Source organism: Roseburia intestinalis L1-82, assembly GCF_900537995.1.
Taxonomy (GTDB): Bacteria; Bacillota; Clostridia; order Lachnospirales; family Lachnospiraceae; genus Roseburia; species Roseburia intestinalis.
Genome location: NZ_LR027880.1, coordinates 4,146,735 through 4,162,542 on the forward strand (window position 1 = coordinate 4,146,735; position 15,808 = coordinate 4,162,542).

Here is a 15,808-nt window from a genome sequence, read left to right on the forward strand (position 1 = left end):
CGTATTTTCCTACCTTTTTCTTTACATTTCTGATTCGTCCACACCAATATATAACACTTTATAATACATCTCTAAAGCGCGAAGCAGTTCTTCTTTTGTGCGCTGCAGCTCACGTATTTTTAGTCCGCATCCGATCTCATCATACAAAAGATCATTCTCATCACTGGAAGTACGGAACTCTAAATTGCCTTCCTCATCAAAGACGACCTGAAAAATACCACCGATATCCTCCGTGAAAAGGACACACATAATCTTTAATTCATCTTTGATCGAGTCCGGCAGTCCCTTAAAATCCTGATTCAGATAAAATTTTTTATTGTAAGCGCTCGCTCCGCAGAGCACCACTTCTTCTCTCTCAGACATATCCGTATACTCCTCTCACGGAAACTTCGCCGGAGGATACCAGTTTTCTGCCTTCCCAGGTATCCACGATCAGCTCACCATGCGGCGTGATTCCCATTGCTTTTGCCTCATAAGGTTCTTTGGGATCTAATACCCTGACCTGTTTTTGCATATTGATCAGATGTGCATTATATTCTTTGACCAGACCGCTTAAATCTTCGGTTTCTAAAAATATTTCATAATAACGTTCAAACTGTTCTAACACTGCCTCGATCAGCTCTGCACGGTTCACATGCTGTCCGGTCTCCATCAGAATCGAGGTCGCCACCTGTTCAATTTCTTTTGGAAATGACTCATTCTGGACGTTAATACCGATACCGATGACAACATGGTTGATATAATCTAACTGTGCGCTCATCTCCGTTAAGATTCCACAAACTTTTTTGCCGTTCATCACAATATCGTTCGGCCATTTGATCTCTGCTTCCTGTCCAGTTTTCTCCGAGATGGCTTTCGATACTGCAAGCGCTGCTATGAGCGTCAGCATAGAAGCGCGATCCGGTGCAAAATCCGGTTTGAGCACCAGAGTCATAAATATCCCGACACCCGCCGGTGATTCAAATCCTCTTCCACGGCGGCCGCGGCCTGCTTCCTGTTTTTCCGCAACAACCAGCGTTCCAGTCGGATGTCCTTCCTCCGCAAGCTGTTTTGCCTTTGTGTTTGTGGAATCAATTGTATCAAAATAAAAAATTTCACGACCTGCCCACTTTGTTTTCCGGATGCTTTCCAGTTCTGCCGTATTCAGGCAGTCCGGTGTCGACACGATCTTGTATCCTTTATTCTGCACTGCCTCGATCACATATCCAGCCTCTTTTAACTGCTTCACCGCTTTCCAGATTGCAGTGCGCGATACTCCAAAGTGCTCACACAGTTCCTGACCGGAAATATAATCATCGGCTTCCTTTAATGCCGCTAGTAGCTGTGTCCTCATCTGTTTCCTCCAAAATATCCATACCCGGTACACTGTTCTTTGCTCATCTTACATTTGTGTGCCAGCACAAATTTTCACACTAATCTCCAAGCGTTGCAAGCATCACTGCCTTGATCGTATGCATACGATTTTCCGCCTCGTCAAATACGACAGACTGTCTGCCCTCAAATACTTCATCCGTTACTTCCAACTCACTGTAACCGAATTTCTCATAAACTTCCTTGCCGATCCTGGTCTTTAAGTCGTGGAATGCCGGCAGACAGTGCATGAAAATGGCACCCTCTTTTGCATTTGCCATAGCTTCTTTATTTACCTGATATGGCATCAGATCGTGGAGACGCTCCTCCCAGATCTCATCCGGCTCACCCATGGATACCCAGACATCCGTATAAATAACATCTGCATCTTTTGTTCCTTCTTTAACATCCTCTGTCAGGGTAATAGAAGCGCCCGTTTCTTTTGCAACACCTTCGCAATACTCTACCAGTTTTGCATCCGGGAAGTATTTTTTGCTTGTACATGCAACAAAATCCATACCGAGTTTTGCACAGGTCACCATCAGGGAATTACCCATATTATAACGTGCGTCGCCCATGTAAACCAGTCTCACACCTTTTAATCTGCCAAGGTGCTCACGGATCGTCAGCATATCTGCAAGCATCTGTGTCGGATGAAACTCGTTGGTCAGGCCGTTCCATACCGGTACGCCTGCATATTTTGCAAGCTCCTCGACGATATCCTGTCCATATCCACGGTATTCAATACCATCAAACATACGTCCTAACACACGGGCGGTATCCGGGATGCTCTCTTTTTTGCCGATCTGGGAACCTGACGGGTCAAGGTAAGTAACATGCATGCCGAGATCATGTGCTGCCACCTCAAAAGAGCAGCGTGTTCTGGTGCTTGTCTTTTCAAAGATAAGTGCAATATTTTTTCCGGTCAGGCTGTCATGCGGGATGCCCTGTTTTTTCTTCGCTTTCAGATCTGCCGCAAGGTCGATCATGTATGTAATCTCTTCCGGTGTAAAATCCATTAGTTTTAAAAAATTACGTCCTTTTAAGTTCATGTCCTTTTCTCTCCTTTTGCATGGCTGCGCATATTTTCTTTTTATGCCACAACGGATGGTACACCATGCGCACCATCCGTTCTGATAAATTTTTCTGATTTTATTTATGATCTGCTGCAATTTCCGTAACAGATTTTGCAAGACCTGCGATTCCCTGGATCTCGGACGGAATAATGATCTTGGTTGCTTTTCCGTCTGCTGCTTTTGCAAATGCCTCTAAGCTCTTTAACTGGATCACATTCTGATCCGGTGCAGCTTCTTTGATCATGCGAAGTCCGTCTGCATTTGCCTGCTGGATCTTTAAAATAGCTTCTGCCTGACCTTCTGCCTCGCGGATCGTTGCCTCTTTCTTTGCCTCTGCACGTAAAATTGCTGCCTGTTTCTCTGCCTCTGCGTCAAGAATTGCAGATTCTTTCTTACCTTCTGCAACGAGGACTGTTGATTTCTTTTCACCCTCTGCACGCAGGATCGCTTCACGTCGCTCACGCTCTGCCTTCATCTGTTTCTCCATCGCATCCTGGATCGCTGCAGGCGGGATGATATTCTTTAACTCAACACGGTTGACTTTGATTCCCCATGGATCAGTCGCAACATCTAAAGAAGATCTCATCTTCGTGTTGATTGTCTCTCTCGATGTCAGTGTCTCATCAAGTTCAAGATCACCAATGATGTTACGCAGTGTGGTTGCTGTCAGATTCTCGATCGCCATGATCGGATTTTCCACTCCATATGCATAAAGTTTCGGATCTGTGATCTGGAAATATACAACGGTATCAATCTGCATCGTTACGTTATCTTTTGTGATAACCGGCTGTGGCGGGAAATCCACCACCTGCTCTTTTAATACAACTCTCTTTGCCACACGGTCGATAAACGGTGCTTTGAAATGAATACCTACAGACCATGTTGCGAGATAACCTCCCAGACGTTCTACCACGCATGCAGTCGCCTGTGGAACGATCTTAACACAGGATACTGCGATCAGCAGTGCTACAATAATTAAAATAATCAGTGCTACAATTACTCCTGGCATATAAAACTCCTCCCTAATTCAATTTTAAATACAGTATACTATCTGTTTTGTGCCTTTATTCATATTACTATATTTACTTTGAGATTACAACTAATCTTTTCATATGCGGTTACCAGATATTTTTTTTCTTCTAAAATGCCTGATAAGCACGACAACGGTTCCCACCAGAAATGGAAATACAAATGTGCCAAAGCGGTACAAAAGCGATGCCGATCCCGCCATGCCTGTCCCAACGATTCCGGCAAAAAGTGTCGTAAACACAAACTCTGTAGAGCCAATTCCCGCCGGAGACGGAATCACCGCCGCAAGCATAACGGACAGTGACGTGATCGCAAGCACCTGCGACAGAGTCAATGCCGGATTTCCCTGAAACTGGACGCCTTTAAAAAGAAGATACGGGATTCCATACCAGAAACAGCATTTCAACAGACAAAGAAAGATCACGCCTGTGGTTGCTTTTTTATTTTTCAGTAAATGCTTCGAGGCATCCTCAAGCATCATGCACTGTCTTTTGATCTCCGCTTCCATTATTTCAAATCTTCCGTGGAATTTTTGATTTACGATATCCAGCAGCCGGAAGATCAGCCGGTGGAATTTCTTTGAACAGCAGAACAGGAACAGACCGATGGTGATCACAAATGTGACCGCATATCCGCCTGCTAAAAGTCCCGCGTAATCTCCAAACCAGCTTTTCATAAATTCCCAGTTCATCACAAAAAGAATCGCGGAAAACAACGCTATGCTCATTTTATGGAGTGCATACTGTATCATATACAGCCCAAATCCACCGCCGTATTCGATTCCCTGCTCCCCCAGATAAATGATCGCCGCAACACCAGAACCGCTCCCCAATGTCGCCACCCGGTAAAAAGAGCATAAAAACGCATTCGTAATACCATTTTTACATGCAAAAGACGACCGATACTGCTTTGCGAGCACGGTCGTGATTATGCCTTCTATGATCTGATATACCGCTGCCATCAGGCAAATGCCAATGACAACGGCCGGTGATGTTTTCGTAAGCTGTTCTAAAATCGGTCCTGCCGAATCGCGGAATGTATATACAATGATCCCGATGACCGCCAGTACCAGTCCCCATTTTAAAAGCTGCTTCTGTACTTTACTGATAACAATCGCCCCTTATTTCTTTTTGAAGTTGGTGTATCCTTTTTGTTTATATGGATGCTCTTTCCAGAGTCTGTCTGCCGTTTCTTTCCATTCACATGCATATGCTTCGCATTTTCCACATAAATGTTCTACCGGCTCTGCCTCCTCAACATCTGTGGAGTGCGCACCTGTTTCATGTACCATACGCTGTAAGATCTCAGGATTCTCAAGCATCGGACATGGGCGCAGCATGTTGTCGTTGAATGGCTGGTTATCTCTGTATGCCATGAACAATGGCTGTTTCAAACATTCTAACAGTGATTTTTCACGGATATTTGCACCGGAATAATGAATGAATACACATGGCTCCACGTCACCCTTCGGGTTGATATGGCAGTAGTTTCTTCCTCCTGCAATACATCCGCCTACAAACTCACCATCATTCTGGAAATCCATAACAAAGATTTCTTTTCCACCTTCCATCGCACGAACCTCACGGATTCTGTGATAGATATATTCACGCTGTTCTTTGGTCGGCATCAGATCCGGAGCAGCTTTCATACCTACCGGCATCAGATGGAAATACCATGCAAAACGGCTTCCATGCTCGATCAGAAGATCAAAAAATTCGTCAGATGTAACAGCATCCATGTTTTTGCTAGTATAGCATACACTGTTTCCGAAAATCAATCCGTTCTCATGTAAAAGATCCATTGCATGAAGAACTTTATCATATACGCCCTCTCCACGGCGGAAATCATTCGCATCTTCAAATCCCTCAAGGCTGATGGATAAGGAAAGGTTGCCGACACGTTTCATATCATCGCAGAGTTTCTGATCTACGAGTGTACCATTTGTATAGCAGTGGAATGCACAGTCATTGTGTTTCTCACAGAGTTTGATGATGTCTGCTTTACGAACCAGAGGCTCTCCACCGGTCATCATGTAAAAATAAATACCAAGTTCTTTTCCCTGTGTTACGATGCTGTCAAGTTCATCAAAGGAAAGATTTAATTTATTACCGTACTCAGCTGCCCAGCATCCGGTACAGTGAAGGTTACATGCACTTGTCGGATCCATTAAGATCAGCCACGGGATATTACAGTCATGAACCTCTCTCATTTTACGGATGGTCTTTGTTCCATAAAATGCAGCCTGAAAACCAAGGTTTAATGCGGTCATTTTTGCAACATGCGGATCTGTCTCATCCAACAGACGATTGACATAGCGCATCCATTTGTGATCCGGATTCTGGATCATTTTTCTTACACCATCATAAGCTTCTTTACGGAAGTTATCTCCCATAAATTTCTCTGTAAGATCTACGATCTGTAACAATCCTTTCTCACGATCCTTGTTCAGACTTTTCAGTGCAGCATCGATTGCGACGCTGAATGCTTTTCTCTCTACTGTCAGTGCTAAATTTGCCATAACTCCGACCTCCGTTATTTTTTTCACATTCTTTTACTAGAAGCAAGTATAAAAAAATTGCACTCTTTTTTAAATATGCAATGACTTTTTAATGTAGCCATCTAATATACAAATTTGCTTTTTTGTCTATTTTCCGACTACATCAGGCAATATTTGCATAGCATTCATGTGTCATCATGTAGTATTGATAACTATGTTGTATTATATCATTCCAATAAACTTTGTCAATCAGCGATTATTACTTTTTTCTTAAATCTTAACTACCATGCTTAACAGTTCTTTCCAAACTGGTTATAATAACGATGGTTCATTTCATGGAAAGGAGATTTTTAATCATGCCTGGATATGTTACCCATTATATATTCGGAAGAGAGGTTTATCATAACCTGAAAAATAATTCTTTAAAAAAGAATCTTTATTATAATCGCGCTGCCTACGGTCTCGGACTTCAGGGACCGGATATTTTCTTTTATTATCTTCCTTCCTATGTGTTAGAAGGTCACAATATCGGTGCTCTTGCCCATGTCCGCGAGACCAGTGCCTTTTTCCAGGGTCTGATTGAAAGCCGTAACCAGTTTTCCTCCCGCACGGATCTTAACATTGCAGAAGCCTACCTGATTGGTTTTCTCGGGCACTATACCTTGGATACAATATGTCATCCGTATATTTATGCCATGACACACTATAAGGATAAAAAGGAAAACGCCTATTTTTCAAGACATGCCTATCTGGAAACAGATATCGATACCGCACTGCTCGATTTAAAACTGCACCGCCAGCCCTGCAATTTCCATACCGAGGACACGATCCGGCTGACACACCGCCAGAAACATGTTATTGCAAGTATGCTCTATTATGCCTACCGCTATGCCTTTCCGGATGTCAAATTCCGCAAATATACCATGTACCTTGCTATTTTTTCCATGCAGCTTGGTCTCTGGCTGATGCACGATGATTCCGGAAAGAAAAAGGCCATTGTCCGGCTGACGGAGCGGATCTGTCTCGGATATCCGCTGTTTTCACCACTGATCCCGAGTGATACCTTGTTTTTCCGCACGGATCCATTTAATTTAAGACATGCACTGTGGAAAAATCCATGGGATTCTTCCATTACTTCCAATGAGAGTTTCTTTGAACTGTATGATAAATCCAAAGAGCTGTACCTGTCCCGGATCCATTCGCTGTATGCTGCACTTCATGCAGGTGCTGATTCAGCAAGGCAGGACGCTGCTATACAAGATTTTTTGCAGGAATATGGAAATCTTTCGTTTCACAGCGGGTTGAGTGCTACGATTCCGAGCTGATTGCCTGAAGTAACGACTCTACAATTTTCTATGAAGATCCATGTGACAAAAGGCAGCTCACCTCAAATAAAAATACCGCGCAAATCTGCGCGGTATTTTTATTTCTGTATTTTGTTTTTGTATATTACTTCTGATAACAGGCTAATAGGCTGTTTGCAAAGTGTACCTTCTAGTGTTTATTTATCACTTCCGCCAAAGAAGTCACGGATCTGTCCCTCAATGATTTTCATCAGTCTGGTGCGCGCCTCAAGGCTTGCCCACGCAATATGAGGGGTAATGATCAGACGGTCGCTGTCCTTGATCCGTTTCAATGGATTTTCTGCACTCATCGGTTCTACGGTAAGTACGTCAAGTCCGGCTCCTGCGATCGTTTTATTTTCCAACGCATCTGCAAGATCTCTTTCCACAACGATCGGTCCTCTGCCGAGGTTTAAAAAGATGGCAGACGGTTTCATTTTAGAAAATGCCTCTGCATTCATCAGCCCTTCTGTCTGCTCTGTCAGCGGCGCATGTACGGACACGATGTCTGATTTTGCAAGCAGCTCATCAAACTCCACACGCTCATAACCCGGCTGGTTATTTTTCCCTGTTGTAGAATAGTAGATCACATGGCAGCCAAACATTTTGGCAATGTCCGCAACTCTTCGTCCGATCGCTCCAAGCCCAATAATTCCCCATGTCTTACCATTCAGATCATGGAATACATTATCAAAATGGGTAAATGTGATATCTCCAACGTATTTTTCTGATTTGACATAGTCATCATAGTATCTTAATTTTTCCCAGAGATAGAATAACAGGGCAAATGTGTGCTGTGCCACCGTCTCCGTGGAATATCCGGCAACATTTCTCCAGGCAATGCCATGTGCATCCAGATATGCTTTGTCCAGATTGTTCGTTCCGGTTGCAGTCACGCAGACCAGTTTTAAGTGCTCTGCCTCACCGATCGATGTCTCATTGATCTGTACTTTATTTACGATCACCACATCGGCATCTTTGGTGCGCTCTCTTGCCTCTTCCGTTGTGGAAAATCCATATTTTATAACTGTTCCAAGTTTGTCGTACCCGGAGAGATCAATGTCTTCCCCGATAGTTTTTGCATCCAGAAATACAATGTTCATCTTTTTTCTCCTTTGCATTATTTATTCAAATAGGCGCGAAGGGCGTCTGTCTGTTCTGTGGCAATACGATAACCTTCATCATAAAGCCTGCGCAATTTTATGGTATCCGTCTCCGTCCTGCCAACTCCATAGGTCGACTCCGGTGCGATCACAAATACTTTTTCCTCTTTCTCTAACTGCATCAGTTTTTCCATGGAAACATTGTAGCGCTCCGCGCGAAGTTTCATATCCTCCACGATCTTCGGATATCGCTGATAAAGACGGTTCATAACGCCTGCCGCCTTTTCCTGTGTCTTTACATAGCCGCGTTCCCTTGTCAGAACAACAACCAGTTTTTCACAGCCCATTTCCATAGCATGTTCATAAGGAACCGAATCTGCAAGTCCGCCGTCCAGATAATAATGTCTGCCGATCTTTACCGGCTGAAAAAGAATCGGCAGTGAACAGGTTGCGATCAGCAGATCCTTCATCTCTTTCCCACGCGGGACTTCCATGTATTCTGCTTTTCCTGTGTGAATATTTGTGACTGCCGCTTCAATCTCTCCTGGAAAACGTGCCAGAGCATCATAATCAAGCGGAAGAAGCTCATTCGGTACTTCTTCAAACACAAACTTCGTATTGTAATACGCATGTTCTTTGCGGTTTAGCAGATGGCGCATACCCATATAGCGCTTATCCGCCATATATTTTTCCATCAGTTCCAGATTACGTCCTTTCTGCCCGGAAAGATACGACAATCCATATGCCATTCCAGCGGAAACACCGATGTAATAATCCGGCATGATATTTTCTTCCAGAAATTTATCCATTACTCCACAGGAAAAAACCGTGCGGTTTGCCCCGCCTTCAAATACCATTCCAAGTTTCATTTCTATTTATCTCCATTCATCTGAGGCATATCACTGCTCTCCGTCACATAAAGAGTGACACCCTTGATTTCCTTTACCATCACGATCATCCCCGGCTCGAAGGTCTTTTCATCATCCACCGAGCGGGCTGTCCATTCCAGACCATTCATAACCGCGGTTCCGGTTCCCCTGACATTATCAATCTGCTCTGTGACACAGACATTTTTTCCAACTGCTTCCTCATAATTTGTCTTAACCAGATGCGGTTTTAAATATTTCAGAGCCCAGGGTCTTGTAAAATAAAGCAGTACAAATGACACTGCTGCAAACACGATGATCTGTCCCGTGATTCCCATTCCAAATGCCGCACAGATCAGTCCTGCAAGACTTCCTCCTGCCAGCCAGATCGATGTCAGACCAACGGTAGCGATCTCCAATACCACAAAGAAAATGATCAATGCCAACCAAACTATTATCTCCATAATCTTCTCCCTCCTGTCGTAATATTTCTGCTGTTTCTATAGTAGTATAACGCAAATAAATTTTCAATGCCATGGTTAATTATCTACGCTTTTCGACCGAAACATATAACAGATGATTTTTAAGGAGGTCTTTCTTATGGCCAATACCGCTTATGTCGGAGCCGGAACCACACTTGGTACATCCTATTATATGCGTCGTTTTTATGCAGCAAATGCGGATGCACGTACCACCACATCACGCAGTAATCTGTCCAATTCCACCCTCACGGGTGCCGATTCGCATGCGCTGCGCCGTGCGATACGTTCCCTTGGCTCATTTACATATGATGACGATAATGAAATAAATATCAAAAACAGTGTTTCAGCGTTCATCAGCACCTACAATAATATGATAAACTCATCCGGTGCATCAGACGACCGTACCGTCAAAAACACCCAGAAAAATCTGAAGAATCTGACTGCAGAGTATGAAAGCCAGCTTGACAAGATCGGTATTACCGTAAAAGGCAACGGCACGCTCGAATCGCGCAGTTCTCTTTTTGGTTCCGCGGATATTTCAAAATTTGAGTCTCTGTTTTCTTCAGATTCAGAGTACATGCAGCGTGTCAATTCCTATGCCAGACGTCTGGAAAACAGAAGCAATATTCTGACACAGATCGAATACAATGATGCACTGGCAAAGCGCAATGCAAATAAACAGACATCCTCGTCTGTTTCCGACAGCACCACCGGCAAAACCGATTCTGCTGATACCGGTTCTACCGCTGTGAATGCACTTAACATCGCATCTGTTACACCGGTAACTGCTGATTTAAACACACTGCTCAACACCGGAATCGGCAGCAATGTGAATGTCATTTTATAATTTGGGGGAATCTATTTCCACTGCATATTTACTTTCAACGCATTTCCACTGACACTGATGTCCGCATAACTTCCGCAGACAAGCGGCATCATCGGTGGGATATGTCCGATATCCGCATCCATAATGACCGGTACCTGATACCCGGCAAGCAGGTCTGTAACCGCATGGTACTGGTCTAATCCCATCATTTCCTGTCCGAACACCGCCGGTCTTCCAATCAAAAAACCTTTTACATGCGAAAACCATCCGGCATGTTTCATCTGCCAGACCGCCCTGCGGATAGACATCACATTCAGATCACAGGACTCTAAAAACCAGATGATTCCGTCATCCTGATACTTCTCTGTAAATTCCTGTACTTTATCAAACTCTGTTCCCAGCAGGTTGACCAGACAATCCATGCAGCCGCCAAGCAGTCTTCCCTGCATGGTGATTTCTTCCTGTAATTCCTCTGCCGGCTGCACCAATGGTTTGTACTGCACATTATTTTTCTGTCTTTCAGGCAGACATACCATAAGTTTTTTCTCTTCTGTCACATTGTATGGTTCAAGCGGATGTTCCTCGTCTTTTTTTCCTTCTTTTTCCCACAGTGCATAGCCCTCTATACTGCTTTTTTCTCCACGCAGAAGATGATAGGCATCCCAAAGGCTCTCATGCCACGGTTCCATGCCGAATGCCGCCGCACATGGTCCATATATAGATGCTGTATCGCACAGCGTGGCAAGCAGGAATGTCATATTAGTATTATCGGAAAATCCCATATACCACTTTGGTTTTGTCACCCTGATCCTGTCAAAATCTACTTTGTCTAAGATTTCACACATCAGTTCACCGCCGCCACAGGAGATCAGTATGTCATTTTTATCGCTGCAATAATATTCTGTCAGCTCCGCCCCGCATGCTTCCGGAGTGCTGCTGATGCCGATTCCTTCCGACGCATAACAGTTTGGTCCAAGTTCTAATCTATGTCCCAGTCCGGTAAATTTCTTCTGTGCATTTAAAAATGCTGTATGGTACGGCTCTATACTGCAGCCAAAAGATGGTGCCACAAAACCGATCGTTCCGTTTTCCGGTAAAAATTCTGGATATTTCATATCGTTATCGTTTCCTCCAATGTTTCTCTCTCTCAGTTTACACCGTCAAAAAAACGGTTGCAATCTTTTTTCGTTTTGCTATAATAATTAGTAGTTATTTCATTACGGGCAGACATAGTACATCGGTAGTATATCAGCTTCCCAAGCTGAGGAGGCGGGTTCGATTCCCGTTGTCTGCTCTCTTTTATTTTTCATAGAAGTTCTTATTTTCCCTTGTGACACATTGACAATATAATATATTTACCCAGGCAGCCGGTGGACGGTTGCACCTGCTCCTCCGAGTCTTGATATAGGAGGACGGCAATATGGTTACATACTCAGACTTATTTACATTTGTTATCCTGATATGTGCGATCATTACGCTTGTTAGAGATAATAGGAAAAAAAACAACCCCTATTTCTTTTGCAAACTCTTATACACCTGCACAATTTCCTCCAGATCCTCCGCAAGCCCCTCTTTCGACAACACCTGCTTCGCCTGCATGCCGTAGCTTATCGCCGCCTGTACATTTTCCAGACGGTCATCAAAAAACAAACATTCAGATGGATTTAACTCATATTTCTCGCAGAGTGCCGCATAAATCGCCGGATCCGGTTTTGCTTTGTGCACCATATAGGACACGATCAGTCCGTCAATATCATTCATGAAATCCGCGTATTCTGTATGCTTTTTGAATAATTCCTCTGAATAGTTGGATAGCAGATACACCCCGTACCCCTGCTTTTTCAATTTGTGTACAAGTTCCCAGACTGCAGGTCTTGCTACGGGCATATACTCTCCATGCCCGATAAACCAGCGGATCACCTTTTCATCTGCCGGATATTTTCTACAATAACGCTCAATGATCTCCTGCTGCGGGACGGTTCCCAGATCAAGCAGTCCCCACAATCCTTCCGGATCATCAAACATTTCCGTTCCAATGCGTACTGCTTCCGTTTCTGTAAGACCATAATCCATCAGCATATATTTCCACCGGTAGGAGAGTAAAACATCCCCCACATCAAAAATAATATTTTTTATCTGTTCCATAATCTTCCTCGTTTCTATCCTTTTAGGGACAATGCACAGTCACACGATCTCCATCTTCAAACTCTCATTTTTTAATTTCGACTGATTCTAACACAGAACGGATTCCAATGTCAAAAATACCGCATCTGTCCATTGCAAAACAGATGCGGCAGCCGTCTTATACCTGATTTCCCACAATTTTATAATAACTTCTTGATGTAACTGCAAAGACAGCCAGATAGATCAGTCCAAATACCAGCACTGTGCCTGCTAAGCACCATGCAAACAGGGTTCCGTTATACAAAGCCACCAGTGCAAGCAGTTTTTTCAGCATCGGATATGCTGCTGCAAGATGACATGCTGCCGTGACGAGCGGCAGGAAAAATACCGTGCGCACCTGGGAACGGATCGAGGCCTTTACCTCGGCGTTGCTCATTCCGACTTTCTCCATGATGGCAAACCGTTCTTTGTCTTCATAACCTTCGGATATCTGCTTATAATAAATAATCAGTACCGTGATCATCAAAAACATGCTTCCCAAAAACAATCCAAGGAAAAACAAACCGCCATTGCTTGACTCATAATCTATGCGGCCCTCCGCTCTTGACACTACGTTGCAATCCAGCCGCATGATCTGTGGATTTGTCTCATCATTCTGCCATTCATTGAGGTGCTCCCGCACAGCATTTGCGCAGGCAATTTTTTCTTCCACAGATCCACTCATATCAAAGTTCATCATATAGGTAAGGTCAACTTTTCGATCTTCCCCATAGGCAGCCGTCTCCATATCTGATAACTGCTGACGCATCTTTTCTAATGCAGTTTCATCTTTTGCAATCACGATTACAGTACCTCCCACTAATTCCGTCATTGCATCTTTCCCCGGAATTTTCATGGTCTGTTCCACCGGATACTCATCATCACCAATCACAATGCTCTCCAGCTCATACACAGGATCTGCCATTATTGCCACGCTTCCATCTGAAATATCCGGGATTGATTCCTGCATATATTCCTCAAATACCTGTTTTGTCATAACTTCAAGCATATACATATTGGAAAAATCCATATTCGAACGATCCAGTGCTATAACCTTATTTCCAGACAGCATGACTGCCGCCCCCGCATAGATTCCTTTTTGTCTGCCTGTTATTACTCTGCCATTTTCTTTTATCACATTTTCAATCTCATCTGTCATCCGGTCAAATGTCCCGGAATCCTGCTGTCCATCCGGGTCATAAAACAGTACTTCCAGCTCTGCCGGATACTGTGTTTTTAACTCATCTTCAAGTCCGGCGTACATACATACTGTCATAGAAATCACAACCAGTACCATTGTTGACAAAATACAGATATTTGCTAGTCCCACAGCATTCTGTTTCATCCGGTAGATCATGCCGGAAACCGTTGTAAAATGTCTGGTCTGGTAATAATAACGCTTGTTTTTCCGAAGTAATTTTAAAAATGCGATACTGCCGGCATTAAACAGCCAGTAGGTTCCGATAATAACCAGCATGACTGCAACGAAAAACAGAGTAATCGCCTTTACCGGGTTATCCACAGTGATTGCCATATAATAACCGGCTGCAATACAAACTACTCCAAGCACTGCCTGCAGAATTTTGGTTTTCGGTTCACGTTCTCCCGTACTTCCGCTATGCAGCAATTCCACCGGATTTGAAAGCCGGATCTGCATCAGATTGTAAAGAAGAATACATACATAAATGGCACCAAAAAGTTCTGCGGTATGAAGGCATCCCCATCCTGAAATGTAAAACGGAATTGCTGCATCTAATCCGGTCAGCCGGTACAAAAACATAGTCAGTAATTTCTGGAATACGATACCGAGTATCAGGCCGCCGCCAACTGCGATCAGGAAAGAAAAAAACGTTTCCCATGCCATGATTTTGGCAATATGGATTTTTTCCATGCCAAGAATATTATAGATCCCAAGTTCTTTTTTTCTGCGCTTCATAATAAAGCTGTTCGTATAAAACAAAAAGATACTGACAAACACACCTACGACGATCACTCCAAAGAAAAGAACCATCTGGACACTGGTTCCTCCGCGCATCTTTGAGAGCCCTTCATTCCCCTGGATCGCACACATCGTATAAAACATCATGGCTGACAACATTCCTGCGATCACATATGGCAGATAAAACTGTCTGCTGTTTTTTAAGTTGCTCCATGCAAGTTTCAGATAAAGTTTATTCATGACGCTCACCACCTGTCGTTAAAATAGTGAGTGTGTCGGATATTTTCGCATAAAGTTCCTCGGTACTCATATCTCCGCGGTACAGCTGATGGAATACTTCTCCATCTTTGATAAACAGCACCCGTTTCGCATGACTTGCTGCCTTGATACTGTGTGTTACCATAAGGATCGTCTGTCCATCCTCATTGATCTGGTTAAATAATGCCAGGATACTGTCGGTCGCCTTCGAATCAAGTGCCCCGGTCGGTTCATCCGCTAAGATCAGCTGTGGATTTGTAATCAGTGCACGCGCCACTGCCACACGCTGTTTTTGTCCACCGGAGATTTCATACGGATATTTTTCCAAAAGTTCTTCAATTCCAAGTTTTTTTGCAAGCGGATATACTTTTGGCTCCATCTGCTCCGGTTTTACACCGGCAAGTACAAGCGGGAGCAGGATATTGTCCTTTAAGCAGAACTGATCTAATAAGTTAAAATCCTGAAAAACAAATCCGAGATGATCCCGTCTGAATGCAGAGATCTCTTTCTCACGGAGCGTCACAATATTTTTCCCGTTCAAAAGGACTTCTCCCGCAGTCGGCTTATCCAGTGCGGCAAGAATATTGAGAAGCGTCGTTTTTCCAGAGCCGGACTCTCCCATGATCGCCACATACTCGCCTTCCTCCACCGAAAAATTCATCGATTTTAATGCCTCCACCTGGTTTCCTCCAAACCGCGTGGTATATATTTTCTTTAAATTATTTACCTCTAAAAGTGCCATATCAGGTTCCTCCCCGTCTTTTCTACTCTCATATTTTTTCTGCTGCTGTAAGCATCGTTTTTACCGCAGCAATTTTATTTCATTTTCTCAAGGACTGTACCCAGTATAGCAAAACAGGGAAATGTATGCCATCG

At 43.7% G+C, this 15,808-nt stretch carries 15 protein-coding genes and 1 tRNA gene; 3 read left to right on the forward strand and 13 right to left on the reverse strand.

From position 1 onward, the window contains the following. Positions 1-21 precede the first annotated feature (21 nt). The 6 genes from RIL182_RS19495 to RIL182_RS19520 form a co-directional block, all read right to left on the reverse strand. Complete coding sequence (locus RIL182_RS19495; protein ID WP_006855339.1) at positions 22-363, reverse strand: DUF6145 family protein; 342 nt, start codon at positions 361-363, stop codon at positions 22-24. Beyond that, a complete protein-coding gene (locus RIL182_RS19500) occupies positions 356-1,333 on the reverse strand; it encodes a biotin--[acetyl-CoA-carboxylase] ligase (protein ID WP_006855340.1) in 978 nt (325 codons plus the stop codon). Before RIL182_RS19500 ends, RIL182_RS19495 begins: the two co-directional genes overlap by 8 nt. 79 nt (positions 1,334-1,412) lie before the next feature. After that, positions 1,413-2,402, reverse strand: coding sequence for an ornithine carbamoyltransferase (argF, locus tag RIL182_RS19505; protein ID WP_022111725.1), 990 nt, complete (start codon positions 2,400-2,402; stop codon positions 1,413-1,415). A gap of 100 nt (positions 2,403-2,502) precedes the next feature. Then, positions 2,503-3,435: an SPFH domain-containing protein gene (locus RIL182_RS19510; RefSeq protein ID WP_006855342.1), complete on the reverse strand. Its 933-nt coding sequence runs from the start codon at positions 3,433-3,435 to the stop codon at positions 2,503-2,505. Positions 3,436-3,534: 99 nt separating this feature from the next. After that, a complete protein-coding gene (locus tag RIL182_RS19515) occupies positions 3,535-4,569 on the reverse strand; it encodes a lysylphosphatidylglycerol synthase transmembrane domain-containing protein (RefSeq protein WP_330368861.1) in 1,035 nt (344 codons plus the stop codon). Between the two features lie 6 nt (positions 4,570-4,575). Then, positions 4,576-5,973: a radical SAM protein gene (locus tag RIL182_RS19520; protein ID WP_015559611.1), complete on the reverse strand. Its 1,398-nt coding sequence runs from the start codon at positions 5,971-5,973 to the stop codon at positions 4,576-4,578. A 335-nt stretch (positions 5,974-6,308) separates the two neighbouring features. Here RIL182_RS19520 and RIL182_RS19525 point away from each other — a divergent pair, with 335 nt between their 5' ends. Next, positions 6,309-7,277, forward strand: a complete 969-nt coding sequence (locus RIL182_RS19525) for a zinc dependent phospholipase C family protein (protein ID WP_044998447.1) — start codon at positions 6,309-6,311, stop codon at positions 7,275-7,277. Between the two features lie 176 nt (positions 7,278-7,453). Here RIL182_RS19525 and RIL182_RS19530 read toward each other — a convergent pair whose 3' ends face one another. The 3 genes from RIL182_RS19530 to RIL182_RS19540 are packed head-to-tail and all read right to left on the reverse strand — an operon-like array spanning position 7,454 to position 9,728. After that, the gene (locus RIL182_RS19530) at positions 7,454-8,398 is read right to left on the reverse strand and encodes a D-2-hydroxyacid dehydrogenase (protein ID WP_022111722.1); all 945 of its coding nucleotides are present in this window, start codon (positions 8,396-8,398) and stop codon (positions 7,454-7,456) included. Positions 8,399-8,415: 17 nt separating this feature from the next. After that, the gene (locus RIL182_RS19535) at positions 8,416-9,267 is read right to left on the reverse strand and encodes a patatin family protein (protein ID WP_006855347.1); all 852 of its coding nucleotides are present in this window, start codon (positions 9,265-9,267) and stop codon (positions 8,416-8,418) included. A 2-nt stretch (positions 9,268-9,269) separates the two neighbouring features. Continuing rightward, positions 9,270-9,728: an NfeD family protein gene (locus tag RIL182_RS19540; RefSeq protein WP_006855348.1), complete on the reverse strand. Its 459-nt coding sequence runs from the start codon at positions 9,726-9,728 to the stop codon at positions 9,270-9,272. A 136-nt stretch (positions 9,729-9,864) separates the two neighbouring features. On the opposite strand from RIL182_RS19540, the gene RIL182_RS19545 reads away from it, so the two are divergent. Further along, a complete protein-coding gene (locus RIL182_RS19545) occupies positions 9,865-10,593 on the forward strand; it encodes a hypothetical protein (protein WP_242655441.1) in 729 nt (242 codons plus the stop codon). An 11-nt stretch (positions 10,594-10,604) separates the two neighbouring features. Here RIL182_RS19545 and RIL182_RS19550 read toward each other — a convergent pair whose 3' ends face one another. After that, positions 10,605-11,687, reverse strand: coding sequence for a S66 family peptidase (locus RIL182_RS19550; protein WP_006855350.1), 1,083 nt, complete (start codon positions 11,685-11,687; stop codon positions 10,605-10,607). 108 nt (positions 11,688-11,795) lie between these two features. Between RIL182_RS19550 and RIL182_RS19555 the strand changes: the two genes are divergently transcribed. After that, positions 11,796-11,866: transfer RNA gene (locus RIL182_RS19555), tRNA-Gly, on the forward strand. Between the two features lie 215 nt (positions 11,867-12,081). Here the strand turns inward: RIL182_RS19555 and RIL182_RS19560 are convergent. From RIL182_RS19560 to RIL182_RS19570, 3 genes are all read right to left on the reverse strand, one after another. Then, positions 12,082-12,717, reverse strand: a complete 636-nt coding sequence (locus tag RIL182_RS19560) for an HAD family hydrolase (RefSeq protein ID WP_006855352.1) — start codon at positions 12,715-12,717, stop codon at positions 12,082-12,084. Between the two features lie 157 nt (positions 12,718-12,874). Continuing rightward, complete coding sequence (locus RIL182_RS19565; RefSeq protein WP_006855353.1) at positions 12,875-14,914, reverse strand: ABC transporter permease; 2,040 nt, start codon at positions 14,912-14,914, stop codon at positions 12,875-12,877. Further along, positions 14,907-15,674, reverse strand: a complete 768-nt coding sequence (locus RIL182_RS19570) for an ABC transporter ATP-binding protein (RefSeq protein WP_006855354.1) — start codon at positions 15,672-15,674, stop codon at positions 14,907-14,909. The genes RIL182_RS19565 and RIL182_RS19570 overlap by 8 nt, the downstream gene beginning before the upstream one ends. Between the last annotated feature and the right edge of the window lie 134 nt (positions 15,675-15,808).